This is a genomic window from Nocardioides sp. (assembly GCF_036267815.1).
Classification (GTDB): Bacteria; Actinomycetota; Actinomycetes; order Propionibacteriales; family Nocardioidaceae; genus Nocardioides.
The window spans coordinates 14,961-39,434 of sequence record NZ_DATAVI010000027.1; the positions used below are offsets into that span (position 1 = coordinate 14,961).

23 protein-coding genes are annotated in these 24,474 nt (G+C 71.2%); 10 read left to right on the forward strand and 13 right to left on the reverse strand.

Annotated features, from left to right (window positions below; translation table 11 throughout):
- Nucleotides 1-3: 3 nt before the first annotated feature.
- Genes VHW64_RS04350 through VHW64_RS04360 form a run of 3 tightly spaced genes read right to left on the reverse strand, consistent with a single transcriptional unit; the run spans nucleotide 4 to nucleotide 4,552 of the window.
- Nucleotides 4-1,347 carry an ABC transporter substrate-binding protein gene (locus VHW64_RS04350; protein ID WP_329649284.1) on the reverse strand — a complete coding sequence of 448 codons (1,344 nt, stop codon included), beginning with the start codon at nucleotides 1,345-1,347 and terminating at the stop codon, nucleotides 4-6.
- Nucleotides 1,344-2,561, reverse strand: a complete 1,218-nt coding sequence (locus tag VHW64_RS04355; protein ID WP_329649285.1) for an ROK family transcriptional regulator — start codon at nucleotides 2,559-2,561, stop codon at nucleotides 1,344-1,346. The genes VHW64_RS04350 and VHW64_RS04355 overlap by 4 nt, the downstream gene beginning before the upstream one ends.
- Complete coding sequence (locus VHW64_RS04360) at nucleotides 2,558-4,552, reverse strand: glycoside hydrolase family 9 protein (RefSeq protein WP_329649286.1); 1,995 nt, start codon at nucleotides 4,550-4,552, stop codon at nucleotides 2,558-2,560. The genes VHW64_RS04355 and VHW64_RS04360 overlap by 4 nt, the downstream gene beginning before the upstream one ends.
- A gap of 157 nt (nucleotides 4,553-4,709) precedes the next feature.
- Between VHW64_RS04360 and VHW64_RS04365 the strand changes: the two genes are divergently transcribed.
- From VHW64_RS04365 to VHW64_RS04390, 6 genes are all read left to right on the forward strand, one after another.
- Nucleotides 4,710-7,700, forward strand: coding sequence for a bifunctional [glutamine synthetase] adenylyltransferase/[glutamine synthetase]-adenylyl-L-tyrosine phosphorylase (locus VHW64_RS04365; protein WP_329649287.1), 2,991 nt, complete (start codon nucleotides 4,710-4,712; stop codon nucleotides 7,698-7,700).
- A gap of 24 nt (nucleotides 7,701-7,724) precedes the next feature.
- The gene (locus tag VHW64_RS04370) at nucleotides 7,725-8,507 is read left to right on the forward strand and encodes an isocitrate lyase/phosphoenolpyruvate mutase family protein (protein ID WP_329649288.1); all 783 of its coding nucleotides are present in this window, start codon (nucleotides 7,725-7,727) and stop codon (nucleotides 8,505-8,507) included.
- 74 nt (nucleotides 8,508-8,581) lie between these two features.
- Nucleotides 8,582-9,676: a threonine aldolase family protein gene (locus VHW64_RS04375; protein ID WP_329649289.1), complete on the forward strand. Its 1,095-nt coding sequence runs from the start codon at nucleotides 8,582-8,584 to the stop codon at nucleotides 9,674-9,676.
- A 107-nt stretch (nucleotides 9,677-9,783) separates the two neighbouring features.
- Nucleotides 9,784-10,014, forward strand: coding sequence for a hypothetical protein (locus VHW64_RS04380; RefSeq protein WP_329649290.1), 231 nt, complete (start codon nucleotides 9,784-9,786; stop codon nucleotides 10,012-10,014).
- On the forward strand, nucleotides 10,011-10,190 hold the full coding sequence (locus VHW64_RS04385) for a hypothetical protein (RefSeq protein ID WP_329649291.1): 180 nt from the start codon (nucleotides 10,011-10,013) through the stop codon (nucleotides 10,188-10,190). The genes VHW64_RS04380 and VHW64_RS04385 overlap by 4 nt, the downstream gene beginning before the upstream one ends.
- A gap of 214 nt (nucleotides 10,191-10,404) precedes the next feature.
- Entirely contained in the window at nucleotides 10,405-14,499 is a 4,095-nt protein-coding gene (locus VHW64_RS04390) for a hypothetical protein (RefSeq protein WP_329649292.1), read from the forward strand.
- A 194-nt stretch (nucleotides 14,500-14,693) separates the two neighbouring features.
- Here the strand turns inward: VHW64_RS04390 and VHW64_RS04395 are convergent, their stop codons facing one another.
- The 3 genes from VHW64_RS04395 to VHW64_RS04405 form a co-directional block, all read right to left on the reverse strand.
- Nucleotides 14,694-14,855, reverse strand: a complete 162-nt coding sequence (locus tag VHW64_RS04395; protein WP_329649293.1) for a hypothetical protein — start codon at nucleotides 14,853-14,855, stop codon at nucleotides 14,694-14,696.
- Between the two features lie 98 nt (nucleotides 14,856-14,953).
- Entirely contained in the window at nucleotides 14,954-15,205 is a 252-nt protein-coding gene (locus VHW64_RS04400; RefSeq protein ID WP_329649294.1) for a hypothetical protein, read from the reverse strand.
- A gap of 405 nt (nucleotides 15,206-15,610) precedes the next feature.
- Nucleotides 15,611-16,975, reverse strand: coding sequence for an FAD-dependent oxidoreductase (locus VHW64_RS04405; protein WP_329649295.1), 1,365 nt, complete (start codon nucleotides 16,973-16,975; stop codon nucleotides 15,611-15,613).
- Between the two features lie 91 nt (nucleotides 16,976-17,066).
- Here VHW64_RS04405 and VHW64_RS04410 point away from each other — a divergent pair, with 91 nt between their 5' ends.
- A complete protein-coding gene (locus VHW64_RS04410; RefSeq protein WP_329649296.1) occupies nucleotides 17,067-17,375 on the forward strand; it encodes a hypothetical protein in 309 nt (102 codons plus the stop codon).
- A 515-nt stretch (nucleotides 17,376-17,890) separates the two neighbouring features.
- Nucleotides 17,891-18,544 (forward strand): hypothetical protein, encoded by a 654-nt coding sequence (locus VHW64_RS04415; RefSeq protein ID WP_329649297.1) that lies wholly within the window; start codon nucleotides 17,891-17,893, stop codon nucleotides 18,542-18,544.
- A gap of 230 nt (nucleotides 18,545-18,774) precedes the next feature.
- On the opposite strand, the gene VHW64_RS04420 is transcribed toward VHW64_RS04415, so the two are convergent.
- Nucleotides 18,775-19,026, reverse strand: coding sequence for a hypothetical protein (locus VHW64_RS04420; protein WP_329649298.1), 252 nt, complete (start codon nucleotides 19,024-19,026; stop codon nucleotides 18,775-18,777).
- Between the two features lie 191 nt (nucleotides 19,027-19,217).
- Between VHW64_RS04420 and VHW64_RS04425 the strand changes: the two genes are divergently transcribed.
- Nucleotides 19,218-19,622, forward strand: coding sequence for a YdhR family protein (locus VHW64_RS04425; protein WP_329649299.1), 405 nt, complete (start codon nucleotides 19,218-19,220; stop codon nucleotides 19,620-19,622).
- A 241-nt stretch (nucleotides 19,623-19,863) separates the two neighbouring features.
- Here the strand turns inward: VHW64_RS04425 and VHW64_RS04430 are convergent, their stop codons facing one another.
- The 6 genes from VHW64_RS04430 to VHW64_RS04455 all read right to left on the reverse strand — a co-directional run bounded on the left by VHW64_RS04430 (nucleotide 19,864) and on the right by VHW64_RS04455 (nucleotide 24,063).
- Nucleotides 19,864-20,577, reverse strand: a complete 714-nt coding sequence (locus VHW64_RS04430; RefSeq protein ID WP_329649300.1) for a DedA family protein — start codon at nucleotides 20,575-20,577, stop codon at nucleotides 19,864-19,866.
- 96 nt (nucleotides 20,578-20,673) lie between these two features.
- Nucleotides 20,674-21,054, reverse strand: coding sequence for a hypothetical protein (locus VHW64_RS04435; RefSeq protein ID WP_329649301.1), 381 nt, complete (start codon nucleotides 21,052-21,054; stop codon nucleotides 20,674-20,676).
- Between the two features lie 415 nt (nucleotides 21,055-21,469).
- A complete protein-coding gene (locus VHW64_RS04440) occupies nucleotides 21,470-22,222 on the reverse strand; it encodes a hypothetical protein (RefSeq protein WP_329649302.1) in 753 nt (250 codons plus the stop codon).
- Between the two features lie 168 nt (nucleotides 22,223-22,390).
- Nucleotides 22,391-22,828, reverse strand: coding sequence for an MmcQ/YjbR family DNA-binding protein (locus VHW64_RS04445; protein ID WP_329649303.1), 438 nt, complete (start codon nucleotides 22,826-22,828; stop codon nucleotides 22,391-22,393).
- A gap of 391 nt (nucleotides 22,829-23,219) precedes the next feature.
- Nucleotides 23,220-23,492: a DUF7218 family protein gene (locus tag VHW64_RS04450; RefSeq protein ID WP_329649304.1), complete on the reverse strand. Its 273-nt coding sequence runs from the start codon at nucleotides 23,490-23,492 to the stop codon at nucleotides 23,220-23,222.
- 31 nt (nucleotides 23,493-23,523) lie between these two features.
- Nucleotides 23,524-24,063 carry a type 1 glutamine amidotransferase domain-containing protein gene (locus VHW64_RS04455; RefSeq protein WP_329649305.1) on the reverse strand — a complete coding sequence of 180 codons (540 nt, stop codon included), beginning with the start codon at nucleotides 24,061-24,063 and terminating at the stop codon, nucleotides 23,524-23,526.
- Nucleotides 24,064-24,185: 122 nt separating this feature from the next.
- Between VHW64_RS04455 and VHW64_RS04460 the strand changes: the two genes are divergently transcribed.
- Nucleotides 24,186-24,474, forward strand: a 289-nt coding sequence (locus VHW64_RS04460; RefSeq protein ID WP_329649306.1) for a DUF4235 domain-containing protein, incomplete at its 3' end; no start/stop codon positions are given.

Sequence of the window (24,474 nt, forward strand, 5' to 3'; positions counted from 1 at the left end):
CCCTCACTGGGCCTGCGCGATGTCGTTGTCGATCGTCTTCGCGGTCGCCTCCAGACCGGACTGAAGGTCCGCCTGCTTGCCGGACTCGTAGTTGTAGCCGAGGTTCTGCAGGGTCAGCTGGTAGGCGCCGCCGTTGGGGCTGGACGGTGTCGTGTTGCTGTTCGGGTTGGCCGCGATCTTGATGAACTGCTGGAAGTTCGGGTCCTGGCTCACCTTCGGCGAGGCCAGCGCGGCGATGGTCGAGGGCACGTTGTGGATCGCGTTGGCGAAGCTCACCACGGCGTCGGTGTCGGTGGTCATGAACTTCACGAACTCCCAGGCGGCGTTCTGCTTCTGGCTGGTGCTGGCGATGCCGACGATCGTGCCGGTGATGTAGCCCTTGCCGTACTGGCTGGCCATGCTGTCGGGGACCGGGAAGGGCGCGACGCCGTAGCTCACCTTGCTGTTGGAGTCGTCGATCATGCCGGCGCGCCACTCGCCGTCGATGGCCATCGCGACCTGGCCGGTCATGAACGGGTTGTTGTTGCTGAACTCGTCACCGAACGTCGTGCGGTACTTCTCCAGCCGCGAGTACCCGCCGAGCTTGCCGACCAACGCCTTCTGCCACTCGAACGCGGCCTTGATGCCGGCGTCGTCGGCGACGTTCGACTTGCCGGCCGAGGTGAAGTACGTCGGCGACCACTGCGACGCGAAGTGGGTGATCGTCGACTCGTAGCCGTGGTAGTCGGGCATGAAGCCGAGCTGCGAGTAGGTGTCGCCGGACTGCTTGGTGAGCTTGACCGCGTCGGCGTCGAACTCCGAGAGCGTCTTCGGCGGGCTGCTGATGCCGGCGGCGTTGAACATGTCCTTGTTGTAGTAGAGGCCGTAGGCGTCGCTGAGCAGAGGGAGCGCGCACTGGTCGCCGTTGTACTGGGTGTAGGAGAGCTGCGCCGGAGGGAAGGTCGTCTTCGGGTCGATGCCGTCCTTCTGCATGAAGGGAGCGAGGTCGACGAACGCCTTGGAGTCGCAGAACTCGCCGACGTTGTCGGTGGTGAACGACGAGACCACGTCCGGGGCGTTGGGCCCGCCGGCTCGCAAGGCCTGGTTGATCTTGTCGTCGGTGATGTTGCCGACGGCCTTCACCGTGATGTTGGGGTACTTCTTCTCGAACGCCGCGATGTTCGCGTTGATGGCGCCCACCTCGTTGGGTGCGCTCCAGCCGTGCCAGAACGTGATGGTCACGTCGGCGTCGGGGTTGTCGTTCGCCCCGCCCTTGGACGAGCCGAAGCACGCCGTCAGCGCCAGCGCGAGACTGGCGAGCATGGCGCAGCCGGCGATCCGACGGCGTAGGTGCCGAGGTCCGGTCATGGTGTTCTCCTGGTGACGGGCCGGGCACTGCCCGGACTGGCGAGGTGTCGGACGGTGTCGAAGACGTCGTCCCGAGCCGCCGTGAGAGCCGTGTGCAGGGCGCCGGTGAGCACCGGTCCCTCGCGCACGCCGGCGAGCTCGAGCCCTGGCCGGGTGGCCGCGAGCGAGCCGAGCTCGTCGGAGATGACGGACCGGAGGCGCTCGCCTCCGGCCAGGCCGACGGAGCCGGACAGCACGACCAACGTCGGGTCGAGCACGGCCACGAGCGACGCGATGCCGACGGCCAGCCGGTGGCCCACCTCGGCGAGGAGCTCGTCGCCTGCGCCGGGTGTGGCGACCGCGGTTCGCATGGCGGCGGATGCGCTGGCGGCCCGGAGCCCCAGTGAGCGGGCCAGGCCCAGCACCGCCGGCCCCCCGGCCAGCTCCTGGAACGCGCCGGCGTTGCCGCGGCGCACGTCGCGCACGAGGGGCGTGCCCGGCACCGGCAGGAAGCCGATCTCGCCGGCGCCGCCGGTGACGCCGTCGTACAGCCGGCCGCCGATGACGATGGCGGCGCCCAGGCCCTCGTCGACCCACAGCAGCACGAACTCGTCGACGCCGCGCCCGCGCCCGGAGGAGAGCTCGGCGACGGCCGCGAGGTTGACGTCGTTGTCGACGTGGACAGGGAGTCCGGTGGCGTCCGCGAGCCGGTCGAGCAGGTCCGGGTCGTGCCAGCCGGGCAGGTGTCGCGCGTAGCGCAGCCGCCGGGTACGCCGGTCGAAGGCGCCCGGCGTGCCGATCGCGAGGTGCAGCAGGTCGGTGGTCGCGAGCCCTGCGGCAGTGGCGGCCCCCTCGAGTGCCGTCAGCACGTTGGCCACGGCGTCCGGGCGCGGGCGCCGAGGCGTCCGCAGCTCGTGCTCCCCGATGACGCGGCCGGTGATGTCGGCGACGGCAGCCACGATCCGGGCCGGTGTCACGTCCATCGCGGCGACGTGGCCGGCCCGCGGGTTGACGGCGTAGAGCTGGGCGCGCGGACCAGGCCCGCCGCGGGAGCTCCCGCTGGCCACGACGAGATCGGTCGCCGCGAGGCGCGAGAGCAGCTGGGAGGCCGTCGGCTTGGAGAGCCCCGTCAGCTCCCCGAGCCGCGTGCGTGACAGCGGGCCGTGCTCCAGGAGGAGCTCTAGCGCGGCCCGGTCGTTGATGCCGCGCAGCATGCGCGGGGTGCCCGGCTTCACCGCGCCCCGTCGCGTGCCGCGGGCAGGTGGGCGGGGACCCGTGCGTGCTGGTGGATCCGCAGCTGTGCGGCCGCGGCGATGATCGCCGCTCCGGTCATGTCGAGCGCCGGCTCGTCGGTCTGCCAGGAGCGGACGTCGTCGACGTATCGGCTGTTCTGGCCGTCGAACTTCTTGAGCGCGTGACTCGCCGCGCAGTGGCGCATGCCGTCCTGGAAGCCGCCCAGACCGCCCTGGAAGTTGTCCTGGCCGTTGGGCCCGTTGACGACCGCGCCGACGTCGAGCGGGGGCGTGCCGTCGAGGGTGCCGGACAGGTTGGCCACCTGGTGCTGCATGCACCGCGGGAACCGGTGCCCGACTCCGACCATCGCGCTCACGCCCCACGGGTCGCCGCCGAGCAGCCACGTGCGCTCCAGGCTGGCGAAGCCGGCGTACCTGCGGGAGTGGGTGAGCTCGTCGTAGAGACCGACTGTCGCGACCAGGGCGAAGGTGTGTGAGTTGGCGTCGAACTCGTCGACCGGCTCGGCGGCCCCCAGGGGGTCTTGGCGGGCGTGGGCGATCCCGCGCTGGATCTGGGCGGAGAGGTCGCCGACCAGGTCGTGGCGCGTCACGGCGAGCCTGCCGTGCCGGACCGTCCTCATCGCGTCGGCGAGCGACGCGTCCGCGAGAGCCCCGGTGTCGTACAGGTTGAGCGTGTCACCGGTGCTGCCATGGCCGATGAAGGCGTGGGCGAAGCGCGCGCTGTCGCGCAGGTAGCGCTGGGCGGGGCGACCCAGCGCGTGGGCCGCCAGGGCGATCTCGGCGGCGCCGAGCTGCATGTCGTCGCGCCAGGTGGACTCGGGGTAGAAGGCGTGGGGGAGTGCGGTGACCAGCGGGCGCGGCCGGTGCTTGAGGGCCGCCCGGGCGTAGAGCGTCGTCGCCAGATGCAGCTCGTGGCGTGCCCGCGCGGGGTTGCCGCCCGCGTCGTGCTGCGCGGCCAGCGCGAACGCGGCCGAGGTGCGGCCGACGAGGTTGGGGCTGATCCGGTGTCCCGGAGCCGCTGCCAGGAACACGGGTCGGTGCGAGACGAACCGGTCGACGTGGCGGGTGTCGCGGTCGTCGGCCTGCGGGAGCCGCCACCCGTCGTGGTCGCCGCGGAAGGTGCCCGCGCGGTTGCCCGACCCGATGCCGACCTGGACCAGCAGGGTGCGGCTGCGCGGCCGCCACATCTTGCTGAGCCAGCGGAGGCCGAAGCGCGCCTCGGTGAGCAGGGCGGGCGGGGTACGGCGTCCGAGCATCCGGGCGCTGGTGTACAGCAGAACGTCGGCGTACGCCGCGGAGTGGGTGAACTTGAGGTAGTCGCCGGCGTCGAACCAGCCGCCCTCGACGTTCACCGGCCCGCCGATGCGGTGCAGCCTGCGGTCGGTGATCAGGTCCGAGCCGTGCTCCATGTGTGGCCAGCGGTAGAGGAAGGCATGCCGGTCGAGCAGGTGGGAGGGGCGGCGGTGCAGCGGTCCGGGGACGACGTCCGCGCCGTCTCGCTGGTTGCGGTCGAACAGCACGCCCGCGTCGAGGAGGGTGCCGAAGATCGACCCCGCGCTGCGCACGCGGAACCACGGCGAGCGGGCGCTGACCCCGCCCGTGGTCGTCACGCGGTAGCGGCCAGGGGCGTGCAGCGCGCTCAGGTCGAGCCGGTAGACCGCCGGGTAGGCGGCGTTCCACGCGCCGGTCGAGTGGGCCGGGACCGGTCCGCTGAGGACGACGCGCCCCGAGGCGTTGCGCACGCGGTAGCGGGCGCCCCGCACCGCGGCGTCGCTCATCAGCCGGCCCTGCTTCGGCTCGCCGGGCAGGTAGCCCTGCTGGTTCACCCGGATGACGCCGTGGGCGCTCGAGGCGGCCTCGACGCCGGCTCCTGCGCCGGAGGCCGGCGGCTGGGCGAGCACGGCCGCCACCAGGGCCGCGGCCGAGGTCGCGGCGGTCGCCGCGACCAAGGGACCGACCGACCGATGCCGCATGCCATCCACCCCGTCGTGGGCTCGCCCCGAGCGAGCCATTAGATAGGAAACTTTCCTAATAGCGTGCACTACGTCACACGACTCGCGCAAGACCCTCGCCGGCACCGGGCGTCGGATCGTGGTCCTGCCGGGGCGTCGGGTGACCTACATTGACGCGGTGAGGCCACGCAGCGACTCCGCGCGCAGTCGCCTGCTGCGCCTCGGCTTCGAGGACTCCGAGCGAGCCGCGGCCGACCTCGCCCGGTTGGCAGACGCCGGCGAGCCGCTGGTCGCTCTGCTCGCTCGCACGGCCGACCCGGACCAGGCCCTCGCGAGCCTGGTGCGGCTTGCAGACCGGGCCGACGAGACGTTGCTGCCTGCGCTGGTCGACGACGAGGGAACCGCGATGCGGCTGCTCACGGTGCTCGGCGCGAGCCAGGCGCTGGCCGACCACCTGTGTCGCCATCCCGACCAGTGGCGCGAGCTCCGCGACCCGCTCCTCGGCTCCACGCGACCCCCGGCGTACGCCGTGCGTGACGCGATGCTGAGGAGCGTCGGGGCCGATCCCGGCGACGCCGTACCCGTCGCGACGCTGCTCCCGGCCTCGGCGGTGGACGCGCTGCGCGTGGAGTACCGGCGGCTGCTCACCCGGCTGGCCGCCCGCGACCTCGCTCATCATCTGGGCGTCGACGATGCCTCGGCCGAGCTGTCCGACCTCGCCGCCGCCACCCTGGAGGCCGCCCTGGCCGTGGCGCGGTCACAGGTCCCGGACGCCGCGTCGGCCAGGCTGGCGGTGATCGCCTTGGGCAAGTGCGGCGGGCACGAGCTCAACTACGTCTCGGACGTCGACGTGCTGTTCGTGTTCGAGCCGTCCGGCGACACCGACGAGGCCACGGCGGCGCGCGTCGCGAGCCAGCTCGCGGCGTTGCTCATGGTGACCTGCTCGGAGCACACCGCCGAGGGCACGATCTGGCCGGTCGACGCGAACCTGCGACCCGAGGGGCGAGCCGGTCCGCTGGTGCGCTCGCTGGCCAGCCATCGCGCGTACTACCAGCGCTGGGCGAAGACGTGGGAGTTCCAGGCGCTGCTCAAGGCACGGCCGGTGGCCGGCGACCTCGCCCTGGGCCAGGAGTTCGTGCGCCTGGTCGAGCCGATGGTGTGGCAGGTGGCCGGGCGCGAGGGTTTCGTGGGCGATGTCCAGGCGATGCGACGACGCGTGCTCGACACCCTCCCCGCCCGCGACGCCGGCCGGCAGCTCAAGCTCGGTGCCGGCGGCCTGCGCGACGTGGAGTTCGCCGTCCAGCTGCTCCAGCTCGTGCACGGTCGCAGTGACGAGCGGCTCCGGCTGCCCGGGACCTTGAAGGCGCTCGACGCGCTGACTGCTCGGGGGTATGTCGGTCGCGACGACGGTGACTCGCTGCACCAGGCCTACGAGTTCCTGCGCACGCTCGAGCACCGCATCCAGCTCCAGCACCTGCGTCGAACCCATGTCGTGCCCACCGACGAGGAGTCCCTGCGCCGGCTGGGCCGGGGCCTCGGCTTCGGCAGGCGCCCGGCCGTCGCGCTGGAGGAGACGTGGACCCAGCACCGCCGCGAGGTGCGGCGACTGCACGAGAAGCTGTTCTACCGGCCGCTGCTCGAGGCGGTGGCGCGCGTGCCGGCGGCCGGCGCTCGGCTCAGTCCCGAGGCGGCCGGCCAGCGGCTCGCCGCTCTGGGGTACGTCGACCCGGCTGGCGCGCTGCGGCACCTGGAGGCTCTGACCAGCGGGGTGTCACGCACCGCGGCGATCCAACGCGCCCTGCTGCCGGCGATGCTCGAATGGTTCGCCGACGCGCCCGATCCCGATGCCGGCTTGTTCGGGTTCCGCCGGATCAGCGAGAGTCTCGGCTCGACGCACTGGTACCTCAAGACGCTGCGCGACGAGGGCGAGGTGGCCGAGCGGCTGGCCCGGCTGCTCGCCACGTCGCGCTACGCCACCGACCTCCTCGAGCGCGAGCCCGAGGGCGTGCGCATGCTGACCGGGGACCTGACCCCCTGGGGATCGGAGGCGATCCTCGACCGGATGCGTGCGTCGGCCGAGCGGCAGGAGCAGCCGGTGGAGGCGGTGCGCTCGGTCCGGGGCCTGCGCCGCCGCGAGCTGTTCCGCGTGGCCGTGGCCGAGCTGGTCGGCGAGGTCGACGTCGCCACGGTGGGCGCGGCGCTGTCGAGGCTCACCGACGCCACGCTGGAGGCGACGCTGGAGATCGCAGGGCGTTCGGTGCGCGAGCAGCGCGGCCTCGCCGAGGCGCCGACCACGATGGCCGTCGTCGCGATGGGCCGCTACGGCGGCTTCGAGCTCTCCTACGGCAGTGACGCCGACGTGCTCTTCGTGCACGACCCCGTCGACCCCGTCGACCCCGTCGACCCGGCCGAGACCGGCGATGCCGCCACGTCGTACGCCCAAGCGGTGGCCAACGAGCTGCGGCAGCTCCTCCTCGCGCCGGCGACCGACCCCGCGCTCGTCGTGGACGCGGACCTGCGTCCGGAGGGCAAGCAAGGTCCGCTGGTGCGCACGCTCGCGTCGTACGCCGCCTACTACGCGAAGTGGTCGAAGGTCTGGGAGACCCAGGCGCTGCTGCGCGCGGACGCGGTGGTGGGGGACCCCGGTGTGCGGGAGAGGTTCACGGCACTGATCGACCCACTGCGCTATCCAGCGGACGGGATCGGCGAGGCGGACGTCGCCGAGATCCGGCGGATCAAGGCTCGGGTCGACCGCGAGCGCCTGCCCCGTGGCGCCGACCCCCAGACGCATCTGAAGCTCGGGCGGGGCGGGCTCGCCGACATCGAGTGGACCGTGCAGCTCCTCCAGCTCAGGTACGCCGGACCGGTGCCGGAGCTGCGGAGCCCACGCACCCTGACCGCGCTCGACGCCGCCCGGGACGCCGCGCTGATCGGGACCGCCGACCACGCTGCGCTGGGCGAGGCATGGCGTTCGGTGAGCCGGCTGCGCAACGCCATCACTCTCGCCACCGGCCGCAGCGGCGACCAGCTCCCGCGTGACGCCCGCGAGCGCGCTGCCGTCGCCGCGATCCTCGGCTACGGCGCCGGCCGCTCCGACGAGATGGTCAACGACCACCTGCGGGTCACCCGCCGCGCCCGCGCCGTCGTCGACCGCGTCTTCTGGGCCTGACCGACCATCCAGCAGACTCTGCTCATGACGTCCTCCACAGCAGAGCGCGCCTCGGCGCTCCTGGCCCTCCACGCCGACCCGACCCTGCTGTCCCTGGTCAACGTCTGGGACGCCGCCAGCGCCAGAGTCGTGGCGCAGACGTCGGGCACGACCGCGATCGCCACGGCCAGCCACGCCATCGCCGCGGCCCATGGCTACGACGACGGCGAGCAGATCCCGCGCGACCTGATGCTGGAGGCGGTGGGCCGGATCGTGGCTGCGGTCGACCTGCCGGTCACCGCGGATCTCGAAGCGGGGTACGGCGACCCGGCCGAGACCGTCCGCCGCGCGATCGGTCTCGGGGTCGTCGGCTGCAACATCGAGGACCAGCTCAAGCCGGTCGACGAGGCGACGGCGGTCGTCGAGGCTGTGCTGCGCGCGGCACTCGACGAGGGCGTGCCGGACTTCGTGCTCAACGCCCGCACCGACGCGTTCCTCAAGGCCGGCGAGCGCGACCCGGCCGAGGTGCTCGCCGACGCCGTGGTCCGCGGCCGGGCCTATCTCGATGCTGGTGCCCCCGTGGTGTTCGTGCCCGGCCGGGTCAGCGAGGAGCAGGTCGAGGCGCTGGTGCAGGCGTTCGGCCCGCAGCGGCTCACGATGCTCCCAGTCCCGGGCTGTCCGTCCCTGGCGCGGCTGGCGGAGCTCGGCGTAGCCCGGGTCTCGTTCGGCCCGTTCCCGCAGCAGGTCGCGCTGACGGCGTTGCAGGAGATGGTCGAGGGCGTCGGTCGCGGCGAAGGCATCCCCGCGGGTACCCGCCCGCTCACCTGAGGCCCGCTCACCTGAGGCACCGGGACGGGCAAGTCCTTTGCCGGAGGCCGGGGCAACCTGGTTGGCTGGCGGTCGTGGACGACGAGCTCAGCGAACGCGCCCGACTGGCCTCGAAGGCCTGCACGACCACGGTCTTCTGGCACGCCCGGCGCACCCCGGGCGAGGCGCTGCGAGCGGTGGCCGACGCCGCCGACGGGCTCGGCGTCGACGAGTGGGACACCTACGCCGAGAAGGGCGCCGTCGCGCAGGTCGAGACGAGGGTCGCCGAGCTGCTCGGCAAGCCGGCGGCGGCGTTCTTCCCCAGCGGGATCATGGCCCAGCAGGCCGCGCTCCGCGTCTGGTGCGACCGCACGGGATCCAAGCGGGTGGCGATCCCCGACCTGTCCCATCTGCTCAAGCACGAGGACGACGGCCCGCGCCGGCTGCACGGCTTCGAGTTCGATCACCTCACCGAGGGTCGGGTCACCGCGAAGGCCGACGACCTGCGCCGCCTCTCACCCGGTCTCGGCGCGGCGCTGGTCGAGCTCCCGCTGCGCGACGCCGGCTGCCTGCTCCCGTCCTGGGACGAGCTCGCCGCGCTGTCCGAGGCCGCCCGGGAGCTCGGCGTACCCCTGCACGCCGACGGCGCGCGGATCTGGGAGTCGCAGCCCTTCTGGGGCAAGGACCTGGCCGAGATCGCCGCCTTGGTCGACAGCATGTACGTCTCCTTCTACAAGGGCCTGGAGGGCCTGGCCGGGGCCGCCCTGGCCGGCCCCGAGGATCTGGTCGCCGAGGCACGCACCTGGCGACGCCGGATGGGCGGGACCCTGTTCCACCTCACGCCGTACGCCGTCTCGGCCCTGGCCGGGCTCGAGCAGCGGCTGCCCCAGATGGGGGAGTACGCCGCGTGGGCGCGCTCACTGGCCGCCGAGCTCACCGGACACGGGCTGAAGGTCAGCCCCGACCCGCCGCACACCAACACCTTCCTGGTCTTCGCCGAGGCCGCCGCGCAGGAGGTCGCCGAGCGCAAGGTGGCCTTCATGGAGCGCGAGCTGGTCGAGCCCTGCGGCGGGTGGTGGGAGTCACGCGTGCCCGGCGTGGCGGAGACCGAGGTCGCGGTCCACGACGCCGCGCTGGCGCACGACCCGGCGCAGGTGGCGGCGTGGTTCGCCGAGGTCGCCCTCGGCTGACCGGTCGTCCCCGCGAGCTCCGGCGGGACCCCGACAAGGGATCCGCGCTTGAGCCTGCCCAGGCCGCGGCCTACCGTGGGGGCACCACGTCCGGAGGAGGCTAGGAGATGACGCTCTCCCGGATCACGTCCACATTCGCGGCGGTGGCGCTCGGCGGGGTCGTCGTGGCCTCGACGTACGGCGCACAGGCTGCCGGCACCGTGGCGACTAGCCACGACCGTGCTCACCATGCCCAGCTCGTGCGAGCCGCCGACCACTTCCAGGCGCCGGCCCCGCACAAGTACGGCGCCAACGGGATGCGGATGGGGCTGCACTGCGAGGACCACGACCCCTCATGAGCCGGCGCCTGCTCCGCGCCGCCGGCGCGCTCGTCCTGGCCGGCCTGCTCCTGGGTCCCTCCGCCCAGGCGCACACCCCGGCGGGCGCCAGGTCGCGCGCGCCGGCCATCGGTCACACCACCAACGAGTGGTTGATGATGGGTCGCAACTGCGGCGCCTCCCAGACCGCTATGTGACGGTCAACGCGACCTCCTACGACCGGATGCTCTCGATCAGTGGGCCGACGGCCGCGGATTCCGAAGCCCCAGACTTGGCAGGGGACTGGCCGTTTTCTCTCGGTCTCTGATTGGGCATGCACGCCCTCGTATGGCGTTACGTTCTGCGGACTTGCCAGCGGGAGGCGTCCGGGAGTCTGCCCGCCATGACACCCACACAAGCGAGGCACGGTAGATGACCGAGACCACGACACGTCCCACCCAGAGCATGACCGACCCGAGCGCAGCTGCTCGGCAGGACCGGCCGTCGCCGGTCGCCCAGAGCGCCGCGGCGCCCGCCACGATCACGGTGGCCAACAACCTCACCGACGACGCGATCCTCGCCACCGAGATGCTCGTCGGCGCAGGAGCCAACTCCCAGGCACTGTTCGCGAACCCGTTCGCTGCCGATCGCGAGGAGATGCTCTTCGTCGACATCGCCGGCAATCTTCTCTGGTTGACCCACGACGCCGACGGTGCGTGGCAGACCGTGCCCCTGATGGACGCGCCGGGCAAGCCGGCAACGGCTCTGGAGGTCGCGACCGCGGTCCACCTCGACGGCACCGTCTTCGCCTTGGCCCTCGACGCGCGCGGACTGAGGTCGTGGCGCCTGATCCCGCGTGCGGACGGCTCCGCGTTGTGGCTCGGCGGAGACGAGACGCCGTTCAAGGACGCCCGCGGGCTTCAGGTCCAGTACCTCCCCGAGCGTCCCGCGCGCCCGGTCGTGCTCTTCCTCTACGACCACGGGGGTCTGTTGACCCTGCACGGCATGGTGGCCGTGGCAAGTCCGAGGAACGTCTCTCCCTGGCTCGCCTACGACGTCCTGCGCGCGCTCGACCCGAAGCTGCTGACCGAGCATGCCGTGGCCTTCTACGGCCTCGACAGCCCCAAGGGCACCGCCCGCATCTACACCATCGACAAGGCCGGGACCGTCTGGTGCATCTACGGAGATCGAGACAAGTCCACGAGAAAGAGCCTCGGCGCGGCCGAAGACCTGGCCGGGATCTGGCACTCGCCGGACGGCATCGGCTGCATCGCCCTACGCGCTCACAACCCCTCCGGACACCCCGGGATCCACACCATCACCACCATGTGGCCCCAGGGCGACCTGGTCCGGAGCGTCGACGCGTACGTCGACTCGCGGCTCCTGGAGGTGACTTTGTGGGAGGACGGCGACGGGCGCTACCACCTCTACGGCCTGGTCGACGGCGACCTTCGCGTCGTGCACCAGGCGGGGCTTCGCTTCTGGGAGAGGGAGGTGCCTGTTCCGGACTGGGAGAGCCGGCAGGCCACGGTGAACGGTGAGGAGATCACGCTCGCCGTCAGCCGGCCGCTCACCGGCTCGGTGAACATGTACGCGCTGGACGGCTTCCCCGACCAATACCCGAGCCAGCACGTCATGCACGTCCCCGGATCGGTCCCTGACGCAGAGCGCTGCGTGATCATGACCCAGGACGTGACGACCACGTGGTGGTCACGCGAGGTCGTGCGGCTCCGGGCCGCGCACAAGCCGTACAAGATGAAGATGCACGAGTCGCGTCTCACGCTCACGAGCCAGGCCGGCGGACCGATCGCCAACTGCTCGGTGACACTCACCGCGGACCGGGCGGTCGACTTCCGGATCGGCGGCGAGTTCTACCGCTGCGGGCCCGAGCACCCCGTCACCGCGACGACCGACCACCGGGGCGTCATCCGTCTCTCCACCGTGGCCAGGGACTTGATCGGCTGCACCATCCACGCGACGGCGGTCGGCCTGCCGGACGGAACGTCGTTCAACCCGGTCACTCCGCTGCACAGCTTCCTGGGTGGGACGGGCACGCTGCCGATGCACCAGAACGGCATCTCCGAGGACGGGCTGAGGGACGCCAGGACTGCCGACGGCCGGTGGGTCTTCCCGGCCTGGCACGGGCAGACCTCGCTGGCCGTCCTCCCCGAGCCGAGGGAGGTCCTCGACTGGTGCCGCCATGCCTATGAGGCCAAGGCCGGGACGGCGCCTCTCACCACATCCACGACCGGGGTGCCGATCCCGCTTCGTGGGGTCGTCCTCCAGACCTGGGACCCGTCGCGTCCGGCCTATGAGGAGGTCACCACGGCCGATCGCCAGGCCGAGCTCGTCGCGGCGCGCGTCGTCGGTGCTGACGAGTGGGAGGCCGGCTCGCTGGGGGACATCTTCCTCGGCATCGGCAGCGGCCTGGTGACCGTGGTCGAGACGGGCGTCGACTTCCTCGAGGGCACGGCGTCGGTCGTGATCAAGTGGGTCGAGGGCACGCTGCTGCACCTCAAGCTGCTCTGGGCTGAGAGCGAGAACCCCTTCCAGTTCATCCAGGCCGTCGTCAACGAGCTGGAGGGCGACGTCGAGGACGTCATCGACTGGTTGTCCTGGGTCTTCGACTGGAGCGACATCCTTGCGACCGCGGAGCAGCTCCGCTTCGCAGGCGAGCAGATTCCCGATCTGGTGAACCCACAGCTGGAGTACTTCAAGACCGAGATCGTCGACAACTGGTTCGACGGCGTGAAGGAGAGCGTCCACGAGTTCTTCATCACGGCCAAGGACCAGATGGTCGGTCAGACCTTCAGCAACAAGCCGAAGGCGATCCCGACCCTCGTTCCGCTCGGTGGTGCCAAGAACCCGCCGAGCTCTGTTCTGGACCCGCAGGAGGGCTTGGCGCCGAAGACCAACTGGCTGCACGACTGGCTGTGCGACCACGCCGACGGAGACATCTTCGGGGCGACTGCCGAGGCGAGCACTCCTCCTGAGTTCCTGGCGGCCGCCGAGGCCTTCGTCGACCTCATGACGTTCTTCGACGACGACAGGGTGGCCGCGGACTTCTGGGCAGGGGTCGAGGATCTCGGACGGCTGTGGACCAATCTGTTCGACGTCACCGACCTTCAGAGCCTCGCTCGGATCGAGGTGGTGACGTTCATGGACCTGCTCGAGGACATGATCGACCTCCTCCTCGACCTGGCGGACGCTGCCGTGGATCGCCTGATCACCCTGGTCGAGAAGGTCCTGGCCTGCCTGCCTGCCATCTTGGAGATCGACATCCTCAAGGACTCCGTCGTCGGGTGGATATGGGAGTTCATCTGCGACGAGGCTGGGATCGAGCACAGGCCGGTGAAGCTCGGCGACATCGGTTTCGCCACCCTCGCCCTGCCCATGAACGTGGTGAGCAAGGCGCTCTGGGGCCAGGCCCCGTTCCCCGGCGGCTTTCCCGATCTCCGCTCGACGCTGGACCCCCGCCCTCACCAGGCGAGGGCAGGCGCGTGGTTCCCGCCTGGCAGCGAGCACTATGCGCCGGAGGACTACGTCGTCCCCCCCGGTTGGCAGGCCGGGGTGCAGGGGGTCACGGGCATTGCCCAGATCCTCTTCGCGGGAGTGGACATGTACATGGACTCGCGCAGCGTCGCGGGCAGCAACTCCCCACCCTCGAACGACTTCGAGAGGCTTCAGATCGCCTTCATCTGCTTCAGCGACTTCTTCGGGTTCGGCAGCCTGGACATGCCGGTCTTCTGGGGCTGCAACTGGCTCCAGGACGCCGATGCGGCCGACAAGCTGTGGTGGGCGGAATACCTCCTCAAGATGGTCATCTACAGTGGCGACATCTGCTGTGCCGTTGCCTACCCTGCGCTCACGAGCAGCCCGATCTTCACCGGCATCCTGGGCACGATGCAGGGCAACTTCGGCAACGCGATGATCACGGCCCTGGGGCTGGGCGAGCTCGCGGTGAGCATCTCGTTGTGCGCCATCACCGGTGGCAGCACCCAGATGGCCCAGATCTGGTGGTGGTCGCAGTTCCTCAGCATGTGGTCCAGCGTGACGGCGTTCGCTCGGATTCTCGGCGAGTACCAGGTCCCCGACAGTCCTCTCCCCTACGTGAAGATGGCCACGGACATCGGCGCCGACGTGGGCGCGGGCATCTGGTACATGTTCATGGGTCCGGTGGCGGCTTCGTTCGAGCCTCACCCCGTCGCCAAGGGCTGGCCCCTGCGGGTGAAGGCTGGGGAGGCCGTCGACCTTGAGCTGTTCGTCACCGACTCGGTCGACGACCTGGAGAGCAAGGCGCCGATCTTCTCTCCGATCGGCTGGCGGTTCGAAGATCCGCAGAACGTGCCCCCCGGGCTCGCGTTCGCATCGGCCGACAAGGACTTCCACGTCAAGATCGCCGGCACGATCGCGTCAACCGCCGGACAGTCCGATCCCTACGTCTTCGAGGTGAGGTGTGCCAGCAGCTACGACCCGAACATCTCCACCACCAGGACGTTCAAGCTCCAGGTCGACCCGGCGGAGTAGCGGAACCCCGCCGCCGGCACACTGGTGACCGATGGACAGCACCGCGCCTCGCCGTCGGCCGCGTCACCTGATGGACCCGGCCGACCCGCGGCGGCCGACTGGCCGGGGATCAGGCGCGTGCGCCAGTGGGTGGCCTCGGTGCTGGTGGTCGGGCGGTGGTTCGTGCTCCGCTGAGGGACGCCGGGACGCACCGGTCAGTGCGCGACGTACGGCGCCGCGCGGTCGGCGTGCTCGAAGGGGGCGAGCGCTCGCCCGGCTCGGGCCGACCGGTATCCGTGCTCCGCCTCGGCGGTGCTCTGCCAGCCGCCGACGGCGCAGATGCGCTGGCCGCTCGGACCGGCCGAGCCACGGCTCACGCGCCCCACGCCGACCCGGCGCAGAAGTACATCGAATTCACGCCGAGTCGGCACGTGCCGACTCGGCGATGCGAGGGTGTGCTGACGGTCTGGCTGGGTCAGCCGAAGCTGAGCATGCCCGCGGCGACGAGGTCGTCGCGGCGGTGCCGCGGGCTCGGCGTACGACGCTCGAACGACACCACCGTGGAGAGCTCCTCGGGTGCGACGTCCTCGCGGACGTGCCGCCCGGTGACGTCATCGGTGCGAGCCAGCCGGCTCAGGATGCCGAAGCCGCGACCGCGCGGGTGCCCCACGATGGCGGGCGCGTTCTCATCGGCGGTGCGAGTCGGTGCGAAAGCAGTGCTGCTCATTGGTTTCTCCCCCATGGCTATGGACCTCGGCCAACGCCCCCGCGCTGGCCCCCCGAGGTGCCTTGGTCACCAAAGTAGGGGAGGATCGCCGAACGGTGTCCCGAAATCGGAGGATTTTGCGTTCGCATCTGCGGATCACGGCGCGCGGGCCCAGAAGTTCGCCGCTTTCCGTCGCGCTGAGCGCCAGGGCGGCCCGGTGCGGCTACCGGTGACCGGCCGTCGTCTCGGATCGCGAATGCGTCCGGTCCGTCTCCGGCACGGCTGAGCCTCCCCGTCGAGGGACACGTCCTGAGAGGTCCACGCCGAGTCAGCGGCTCCGTATCCGGTTCAGCCGCGCCGGAAGACGCGGCATCTCGCCGAGGAAGAAACTACGCCGGACGCTCGACGGCGTCTACCGCCGGCCCGTCAGCGGTAGCGGACGCCCTGCCGCTCGAGCTCTCGCTGGACGGCGGCGATGTCCACCTCGGCCACCTCCCGACCGGCGTGCAGTGAGACCGCCGCGGCGATGCCGGCACCCTGACCCTGGACCGCGCAGCACGACATGTTGCGGGTCGAGGCGTGGGCGATCCGGTCACCGCCCGAGGACCGCCCCGGCACCAGGAGGTTGCGCGGGCCGCGCGGGACCATGCTCGCGAAGGGCACCTGGTAGTAGCGGCCCGTGGTCGGGAGCACGAGCACGCCGTACCCGTCGATGAACTCGGGATAGATCCCGATCGAGTCCTCGAACCTCGCCTGCCCGCGCACGTCGGCCTCGGTGAGGTCGTAGGCGGCCTCGATCTTGCGCGTGTCCCTGATCCCGATCGTCATTCCGAAGTTGCGCAGCCGAGCACCCGCGCAGCCGGGTGTGTACCGACGCAGGGCCTCGATCGCGTGCATCGCCTGGCGCCGGCCCTCGATCTCGCCCCGGGTGAGGTCGTCGGGGTGAGTCCCGTCGATCCCGGGCAGATGCACGATGTTGAGGTAGGTCAGCTCGCCCGTGTCATGCACGGCGCCCCACGTGCCGCCGAGCGTGGTGAGGGTGGCCGGGAGAACGCCGTCACGGATCGCACGCTCGAAGGGCTTGCGAAGGTACGGCGAGAACAGCTCGTCCTCCTTGCCGTCGGTCTCGATCTCCCAGTCACCGGCGCTCCAGTCGGCGTAGGTCTGCGGGTCGTCGCGTACGCCGGCCAGGAAGGCGGCCTTGTCGACGCCGGCCAGGTGGAACATCACCGATGCCGCGAGCATCTCCTCGCGAGGCGTCGTCCGGGTCGGTGCACCGGCTCGATGGGCGACGTCGGCGTCCCCGCTGGCGTCGATGACCCGCTGGGCCAGGATCGCCTCGCGCCCGGCCTTGGACTCGGTGATCACACCCCTCACCACGTCGCCGTCCATCACCGGGGCGACGACGAGGCGATGCAGCATCGGGTGCACGCCGGCCTCCTCGACGAGGAGGTCGGCGACCACCTTGAAGCCCTCGGCGTCGATCTCGTAGGAGTCCGACTGGCTCTCGGGTACGGCGGCCCCGAGCTCGTGGGCGCGGACCTCGAACTCGCGACCCAGACCGTTGGCCTCCACGGTCTGCTCACGCCGGTACCACGCCATGCCCTCGACGCCGACCGCGGTGATGTTGCCCCCGAAGCAGCCGAACCGCTCGACCAGCGACACCTCGACGCCCGACCGCGCGGCGGCAATGGCCGCGGCGAGCCCGGCGGGACCCGAGCCCACCACCACGACGTCCGTCTCGTGGACGACGTCGATGTCGCGAGCCGGCTCGGACACGGTGGCACCCACGCGGGTGACGTTACCGACGAACCCGCTGCGCGGCCCGGAGGAACGGCCGAGTCGCCGGCGCCCTCCTGGTCGGAACACCTAGGGTGGTCGCATGCCGCTCGCGCTGGTCACCGGTGCTGCGCGCACGGACAGCACCGCCGCCGCGATCGTGCCCCGGCTCGCAGCCGACGGGTGGGAGGTCGCGACCAGCGACCTGGCCGACGTCGACTACCCGTGCGACCTGTCGACGAGCGACGGGCCGCAGCAGCTGGTCGACTCCGTCAGTCGAGACCGCGGCCCGATCACCGCCACGTCTCTGCGCCCGGTCGCTGGGTCTCCGGCCAGCTGCTCAACGTCGACGGCGGGTTCTCGGCGCGGTTCTAGTGAGGTCGGGGGGCGAGCGTGGAAGGAGCTCGACTGACTTTCGACTCTGTCGAGGTGGTCGGTCGAGGCGGCACCATGGTCGGGCTGGGGGGACAGCCCAGTGCAACGCCCGCTGGTCTCCCTGACTGCGGGCGTTGCTCATCTCGCGGGCTCTCACGCGGTTGAGGGCCGTCCGCCTCTGTCGGGCGGGCCCTGTGTCCCGGAAGCATGGCCGTGCTGGGACTGACGGGTCCGAGCAGGACGCCCGCCGGGACATCAGACCGGCGGGCGTCCCCGCGCCCATCGCGCTCGTGCTGCCCGTCCGCGCCGTGACCTGGGCTCGCCCGGGTCGTTGATCGTGGTGCCGACGCCCTGATCGGGGTAGTCAGCGCGACGGTGGCGCGGCGCTCCGCGGTGGCACTGTGCTGTCGCGGGGCGCTGTTGCCCAACGCCGGGCCTCGCGGCGGTTGGGACTGTTCTCAACCTTTCGTCGATCCGGCGGGTCTCACCGTCGTGACGGGACACCGGACCAGACAGCTCATCCGCACAGGCGGCCCGGCGATCCTGTTGGCCGTGACCCTCGTGGGCTGCGGTGGCCAGTCGTCCGAGGCGGGCCACGTCGCCACGACGACACCGGGATCGGCGTCGGCGCCGGGCTCGTCAGCGCGGCAGGGCGGCGCAGACATCCCCGTCGACTTCCCGTTGGCGCAGGGGCTGAGGGCAGACAGCGAGAACACGGTCACCGGGCCACGGCGGGACGCGCGCGGGATCAGCCTCCGGTCGAGGTGCTGGAACGGCGTGTGGCCAGGTCGCCTGCGCGACCGCCTCGTCGCCCAGCAGCGCGGACCCGAGCTGGGAGTGACCCGCGAGCTCGTGGTCTACGCCGATGCGGCGACCGCTGCCGCCGAGGTCGCGCGGGTGCACACGCGTGCCACACGCTGCCAGGCGTTGCCGGCCCGCCCCGGGCAGGTCGCGCTCGACGTCACGCCGTACGACGGGGTCGGGGCTCGGGTGTCGCACGCCGGGGCGAGCTTCGCCGAGACCTTGGCAGACGACCGGCCCGGCGGCTCGGTCTTCGTCTTCAGGCGGGTCGGGCGCGCGGTCCTGGCGGTCGAGGACAGCGGTGAGTGGACCCGTGACTCAGCCGTCGACGGCATCCGTCACCTTCGGCGCGCCGACCGCGGAGTGCTGGCCCGGCTGTGTGTGTTCACCGACGCGGGCTGCTGAGCGGCACGTTCGACGCGAGGACGGACGCGGGGGCGACGGCGGGCTTGGTGGGGACCGACGTGTGCTGCACCGGTGGCGGCTGTCGGTGCCGCGGTCGGTCGGCCCCGTGCGCGTCGCTGTGCCCGCAGCCGGCGAGCACGACGCCCGACGCCACGAGCACGACCGCACGCCTGGCTGACATTGACCGGCGGAGCCTCAGCGGAGCCGCCTGTCACCACCGCCACGACGACTCAGACGTCGTCCAGGGTGTCCGGCAGCGGCGGGACGAGCTGGAGATCGGCCGCCCGGGGCTCGTCCCCCGATCGTCGGGGCTCCTCGTGCAGGCTGAGCTCGACGGCGCCTCGGCGGATCCCGACACAGGCCTCGGCGGTGTCCGCCGCGTCCTCGAGCGTGGGGAACGTGCCCAGCCAGTCGCCGTCCACGAGCAGGTTGTACCCGACTGTGCCCGGGTCGGACGGATGCCAGCCCTCGATCACGCGCACGCGACCGGAACCATCGACCCAGCGCCGTGGATTCCGGTTGACGTCACTCACCATTCGCTTACCCCCAGGGCAGAGGGTAGAGGCTCGTCGGCCATGACGTCGGGGGATTGCACCGAGTGCTTCAGTTGAGGCTGCTGGGGCTCGCGAATCCTCGTCTTCTCCTCATCCTGGCCGGATCGGACGCGCCGAGGATGGTTCGGACGACGGCAGCGGGCCGTCCGAGGACGGGAGCCAGCGATGGACATCCTCCTCATCACCTTCACCCTCGACGGCATGACGGCGGGTCAGTACGGCGAGTTCGCCGACCAGATCGCACCGGCGTTCGCCGAGGCCCCGGCCTGGTGGCCAAGACCTGGCTGGCCGACGACGACGCGGGCGTGTACGGCGGCGTCTACGCCTTCGTGGACCGCGCCGCCCTGACGGCGTACCTCGACTCCGACATCGTGGCGCAGGCGATCGCGACCCCCGGGATCACCGGCCTACCGGACCGCTGCTTGGCGTCACCTGCAGACCGGGTCTCGCGGTCTCGCGCGACGCGAGCTGGCACGTTCCACCGCCGACCTGCTGTTCCTGATCGACAACCCGGTGGTCCGTGAGGCGATGTTCCCGACCACGGCCCACGTCCACAGCGTCGAGCCGCATCGCCTCGACGACGTACCGCGACTTGGCGGGCGCACCTGGCTCCCGAGGAGCTCGGCATCAGCGAGAGCCGCTACCTGGACCCCGCGGACCGGAGCGTGGCTGTCGGACGCGACCGGGTCTCCCTCACGCCTCTGGAGTACGGCGTCCCGTCGCTGCTCGGCGAACGCCGGGGGCGAGCCTGGACCTTGCGTGTGGTCAGCCGACTCCGAGGCGTCGTCGACGTGCCTGGGCGCCGATCACGAGCACGATCACGACGATGGTCAGGATCGTGGCGTAGTGGTCGATCCGGTGGACGACGTCCACGGCGGGCCTGCCGATGGCGTAGCCCAGGCCCACGACCGGGCCGACCCACAGCAGGGTGCCGACCACGTCGAGTGCCAGGAAGGTCCGAAGGCGCATGCCGGACAGGCCAGCAGCCGCGTAGATCAGCAGCGACGGGAGTGGCAGGTAGTAGGCCAGCACGACGGCCGCCGGGCCGAACCGTCCAGCCATCCGCTCGAGGCGGGCCGAACGCGCCTCGCGTCTCGCCAGGCCGCGAGGCGTGGTGGGGCGGCCCAGGAGCATGTGCAGCGCGCGGTCACCCCACCGCCGCCCGGCCCACCAGAACACCCAGTCGAACATCATCGAGCCGGGCACGGCGGCGACCACCGCGATCCACAACGGCAGCTCGCCCAGCCGGCTGTGTGCCCCCATGGTCACCTCGGCCAGCGTGGACCCGCCGACGATCTCCAGCAGGAGCGGGTGCGATCCGATCAGCGCCGGGACCAGCGGCCACAACACGAGGGAGTACGCGACGCACAGCCCGATCAGGAGCGCGATCGCGATGTCCGCCCGTTCGGCGGTCTCACCCCACGGCGTGGGCACCCGATGTGGTGCCTGCGGCTCCTGGCCATCCGTGGTGAGCGACATCGGGTCGAGTGTCCCACCCGTCTGGTGATGCTCACGTCGGCGCGAGGCGGCGGGGACCGTCGGCAGGAAGGTCCTGGCCGGGGGCGGCCCACGGTCTCAGGGATGCTCGAAGTACCGCATCCGCCGAATCCGCCTGAGGAGACTCGAGTTCCGCTGGGTCTCGAAGCGGGCGAGCTCGGTGAACCACTGGAGCTCCGATGCCCACCGGTCGGTGCCAACGCTCTCGAGGAGAGCCGGGAGCCGGCGCGCCCGATACATGGACGAGGAGCTGAGGAAGTGCGCCTTCCGGATCGCCTCCTCGAAGGCGGCGTCGCCCTTGCGCCCCGACTTGCGCACCCTCGCCTGCCTCAGCACCTCGGCATAGGCAAGGCGGCGCTCCTTGGTGAGCTCCTCGGTGACTCGTTGGGTGCCGAGGACGAACCAGCCCACCACGAGGGCCACGACGGCAAGAGCGGGGCTGAGTATCGCTGCACTCATGCGGGACCTCCTGGCAGCAGCGCGGATCCTCGTTCTTCCAGGAGAGTGTCGTCGCTGGGACTGATACGTGCGCCGGCGTGGCACCCAGACCGCCCACAGCCACGCGGACAGGCCCGAACACCCGCTGTCGTCTCACCCGAACGTGCACGAACAGGCCGCCAGCCCGCGCGAGACTTGATGGTGACGGTCGCGGTCGTGGGTGAGCTGCTCGAGGCGTGGAAGCCGAGGGTGATGCCGGCGCCGCTCCCGGCTCTTCGTCGCGACCGCAGCACTCGGACGGGGTCTGGTGAGCCGGCCGGGGCGACCCAGGCGTGGCTCTTCGACCGGTGGGCCGCACCCGATGCGCTGCATGTCCCCTCGGCACGCGAACACCTTGTCGCTGTACGCCGGCGACAGAGCGCCGCAGCGATCCTGGTCAACCGTGTTGGAGTCCGAATCGCGCGTCTTGGCCGGGGGCCCACCACCCTCCGCCGCCTGCGGCTCGTACGGCGTACGCATAGCTGAAGAGGGGACTGCCAGACGGGGAGGTCAGCTGGATCGAGAGTCCCTCCAGGTCAGCCGGGGAGCCCTCGAGGTCCTCGCTCAGCTGGCCGATCGTCCAGGGCACCTTGCCGGGCGGGACGGAGAACCTGACGGCGAGGGCACTGTCGAGCGGGTGCAGGACCTCGACCGAGTCAAGGGTGAGTCCGTACTTGTCCGCCGCGGTGGCGGCGCGCTGGCGCAGGTCTTCGTCGCTGGGGGAGTCCAAGTGCCGGCCCAGCTGGGCATCGCCTGTCGCGATGGGGACTGTTGCGAGGTGTCCGCCGCGTGTTCGGACGACGATCTCGACGCCGAGGTCCTCGGCGAGGGTCTTCTGATCGGGTCGGACGAGCTCACCGACGGCTCCCTCGACCAGCCTGCCGAGCCAGACTTCCTGAACCTCGTGGTCCGCCTTGTTGTCGACGCGTAACCGCACGCACGGGGAGCCACACTCGTAGACGCCGGGCGCTGGGATGACGGTGGCGCCGTGGACCGAACGGCCGCCCAGAGAGCCGACGACCTGAGCCACGGCGGCTTGGAGTGACGAGGCGGTGGCCACCTGGTCGAGGTCCGTCGCGCTCGCGCCGCGGAAGGCGGTGAGGCAGCACGCGAGGATCGCCATTGCGGCGTACCAGCGGCAACGGCCCATCTCACGGCTCCTTCCTGGGCCCCGTCCGAAGGATGAGCCCAAGACCGAGGTCGGACAATCGGCGTTATACAACCGAGACAAGCGCACCGCGCGCACCGCCTCGTGAGCTGGACGTGGTGGTAGCCCTCGATGGTGGGCGGCGCCTTCCACGGGTCCGGCGATGGCCACCTACGGATCGGGCCACGTGGGGTTGTCCGGCGTGCCCAGCAGCCGTGCCAGCTTTCGAGGCGCACAGAATCGATAGCTCTCGGTGACCAGGTCGGCGACCTCCGTCCAGTCGGTGCCGTCGTCGATCACCATCCCGACGATCGTCGGTGACCACGGCGGCTTGTAGAACGGCAGTCCTGCGTGAACCAGGGCGAGCAGCTCCTCACCCGTGGCGTGCAGGGTCAGGACCGTCGTGGGGTCGACGACGCCGGTGAGATCGCGGAAGGCCGACTCGAAGCCTGGTTGCGCGACCATGACATGAGCGAACGTCCTGGTCCGGATCCGCCACCGGACCCCGGTCCAGGCGTCCTCCTCATGGGCCTCGGGCAGCGCCAGTGCGGTGCTACCCAGCCGCGCAACCACCTCGCCGTCCGGCTCGATGCGCTTGGGCCGTGCCATACCGGGAGCGTGGCACACGCGCCGGTGTTCACGCAGGCTCAGATCGACGATCTTCATGGGTTGGGTAGTCCCTGACAGAACGGTCGCCGTCCAGCCCGAACGACGACGCATCTGTCAGGGACTACCCAACCGGCGGGCGCACCAGCCCGAGCCGCGGGAACCACATCCGGCTCAGTCGTGAGGGGGGCCTGCACCCAGACGCCATCGGAGTCGAGGTCGGGAGATCGCACCTTGGGGGTAAGCGCGGAGGAACGACATCGCCGGCGGTCGTGTCGCTGTCGCCATTCCGCGTCTTCCCGCGAGCAGCAGTGGCGCGCCCGGGCCGGCGGCGCCAGGCGTACCGACCTTCCGGGGACGGCGAACGCCAGCGGCCTCGAGCGGGCAGGCGTGCTCAGTGATGGCGCAGGGCGTCGATGAGCTGGCTCTTCGACATGGAGGAGCGGCCCTCGACGTCCAGCTCGCGGGCGCGCTCCACGAGGTCCTCCTTGCTCCACTCGTCGTACGCCGGTGCGTGGCCACCCTTCTTCCCGACTGACGACCGGGAGGTGTTCGCGGCCGCGTTGGCGATGCGCGCTGACTTCTCCTTGCTGTTGCCCTCGCGGCGCAACGCCTCGTAGGTCTCGTCGTCCTTGACGGATGGTCCTGGCTTCTTGCGTCCGGGCATCGTCTTCTCCTGACTTTTACGAACGGTCCGTTCAGCCGGCGAACAGCTCCACCAGCGCCTGGTTGAACGCCGGCAGGTCGTCGGGCTTGCGACTCGTGACCAGCTGGCCGTCGACGACCACCTCCTCGTCGACCCATTCGGCCCCGGCGTTGCGCAGATCGGTCTGGAGACTCGGCCACGACGTGAGTCGCTTGCCTCGTACGACGTCAGCCTCCACGAGCGTCCACGGGGCGTGGCAGATCGCCGCGACCGGGTGGCCGCCTTCGACGAACGACCGCACGAAGCCCACGGCGTCCTCGTCGAGACGAAGCGCATCGGGATTGGCCACGCCACCGGGGAGGACCAGCCCGTCGTAGGAGTCGGGGTCGGCGTCGGCGACCGTTGCGTCGACGTCGAACGTGTCACCCCTGTCGAGGTGATGGAACGCCTGCACGGTGCCGCTCTGGGTCGAGATCAGCCGCGGTGTGCCCCCCGCGTTCTCGACCGCTTCCCACGGCTCGGTCAGCTCGACCTGCTCGATGCCCTCATGGGCCACCAGGAACGCGATCGTCTTGCCGGTCAGGTCGGTCATGGCTCTCCCTCGAGGTGTCGTGCGCGGACACCGATCCGGTACCCCGGCCAGGCGCCGGTCATGCGGCCCGAACGCCGATCCGGTGGCGATTGACGGGACCGGCTCGCGGGTACGGGCACGGCATGTCATCGGAGCACCAGAGCACCAAGACCGCGAGGATCCTGTATCGGCCGTGGGGCCTCGCAGCCAGCATCGTCGGCGGCCTGGTCGCCAGCCAGGTCTTCCAGCAGGTCTGGAAGCGCGTCGACCGCGAGGGCACGGGGGAGGCTCCCAAGCCGCTCGCCTCCGGCTACCGCCTCCGCAAGGTCCTCCTCGCCGCCCTCATCCAGGGCGCGATCTACTCCGTCGTGAAGGCACTCATCGACCGCGGCGGCGCGCGTGCCTTCGAGCGGTGGACCGGCGATTGGCCGG

What these genes read in the sequence shown, in the direction of transcription:
- VHW64_RS04455 (WP_329649305.1), bottom strand. Translation starts at nt 24,063, where the DNA reads ATGACCGACCTGACCGGCAAGACGATCGCGTTCCTGGTGGCCCATGAG.
- VHW64_RS04385 (WP_329649291.1), top strand. Translation starts at nt 10,011, where the DNA reads ATGAGCCGGCGCCTGCTCCGCGCCGCCGGCGCGCTCGTCCTGGCCGGC.
- VHW64_RS04380 (WP_329649290.1), top strand. Translation starts at nt 9,784, where the DNA reads ATGACGCTCTCCCGGATCACGTCCACATTCGCGGCGGTGGCGCTCGGC.
- VHW64_RS04430 (WP_329649300.1), bottom strand. Translation starts at nt 20,577, where the DNA reads ATGTCGCTCACCACGGATGGCCAGGAGCCGCAGGCACCACATCGGGTG.
- VHW64_RS04350 (WP_329649284.1), bottom strand. Translation starts at nt 1,347, where the DNA reads ATGACCGGACCTCGGCACCTACGCCGTCGGATCGCCGGCTGCGCCATG.
- VHW64_RS04445 (WP_329649303.1), bottom strand. Translation starts at nt 22,828, where the DNA reads ATGGCACGGCCCAAGCGCATCGAGCCGGACGGCGAGGTGGTTGCGCGG.
- VHW64_RS04435 (WP_329649301.1), bottom strand. Translation starts at nt 21,054, where the DNA reads ATGAGTGCAGCGATACTCAGCCCCGCTCTTGCCGTCGTGGCCCTCGTG.
- VHW64_RS04370 (WP_329649288.1), top strand. Translation starts at nt 7,725, where the DNA reads ATGACGTCCTCCACAGCAGAGCGCGCCTCGGCGCTCCTGGCCCTCCAC.
- VHW64_RS04390 (WP_329649292.1), top strand. Translation starts at nt 10,405, where the DNA reads ATGACCGAGACCACGACACGTCCCACCCAGAGCATGACCGACCCGAGC.
- VHW64_RS04400 (WP_329649294.1), bottom strand. Translation starts at nt 15,205, where the DNA reads ATGAGCAGCACTGCTTTCGCACCGACTCGCACCGCCGATGAGAACGCG.
- VHW64_RS04440 (WP_329649302.1), bottom strand. Translation starts at nt 22,222, where the DNA reads ATGGGCCGTTGCCGCTGGTACGCCGCAATGGCGATCCTCGCGTGCTGC.
- VHW64_RS04410 (WP_329649296.1), top strand. Translation starts at nt 17,067, where the DNA reads ATGCCGCTCGCGCTGGTCACCGGTGCTGCGCGCACGGACAGCACCGCC.
- VHW64_RS04450 (WP_329649304.1), bottom strand. Translation starts at nt 23,492, where the DNA reads ATGCCCGGACGCAAGAAGCCAGGACCATCCGTCAAGGACGACGAGACC.
- VHW64_RS04360 (WP_329649286.1), bottom strand. Translation starts at nt 4,552, where the DNA reads ATGCGGCATCGGTCGGTCGGTCCCTTGGTCGCGGCGACCGCCGCGACC.
- VHW64_RS04425 (WP_329649299.1), top strand. Translation starts at nt 19,218, where the DNA reads ATGGTTCGGACGACGGCAGCGGGCCGTCCGAGGACGGGAGCCAGCGAT.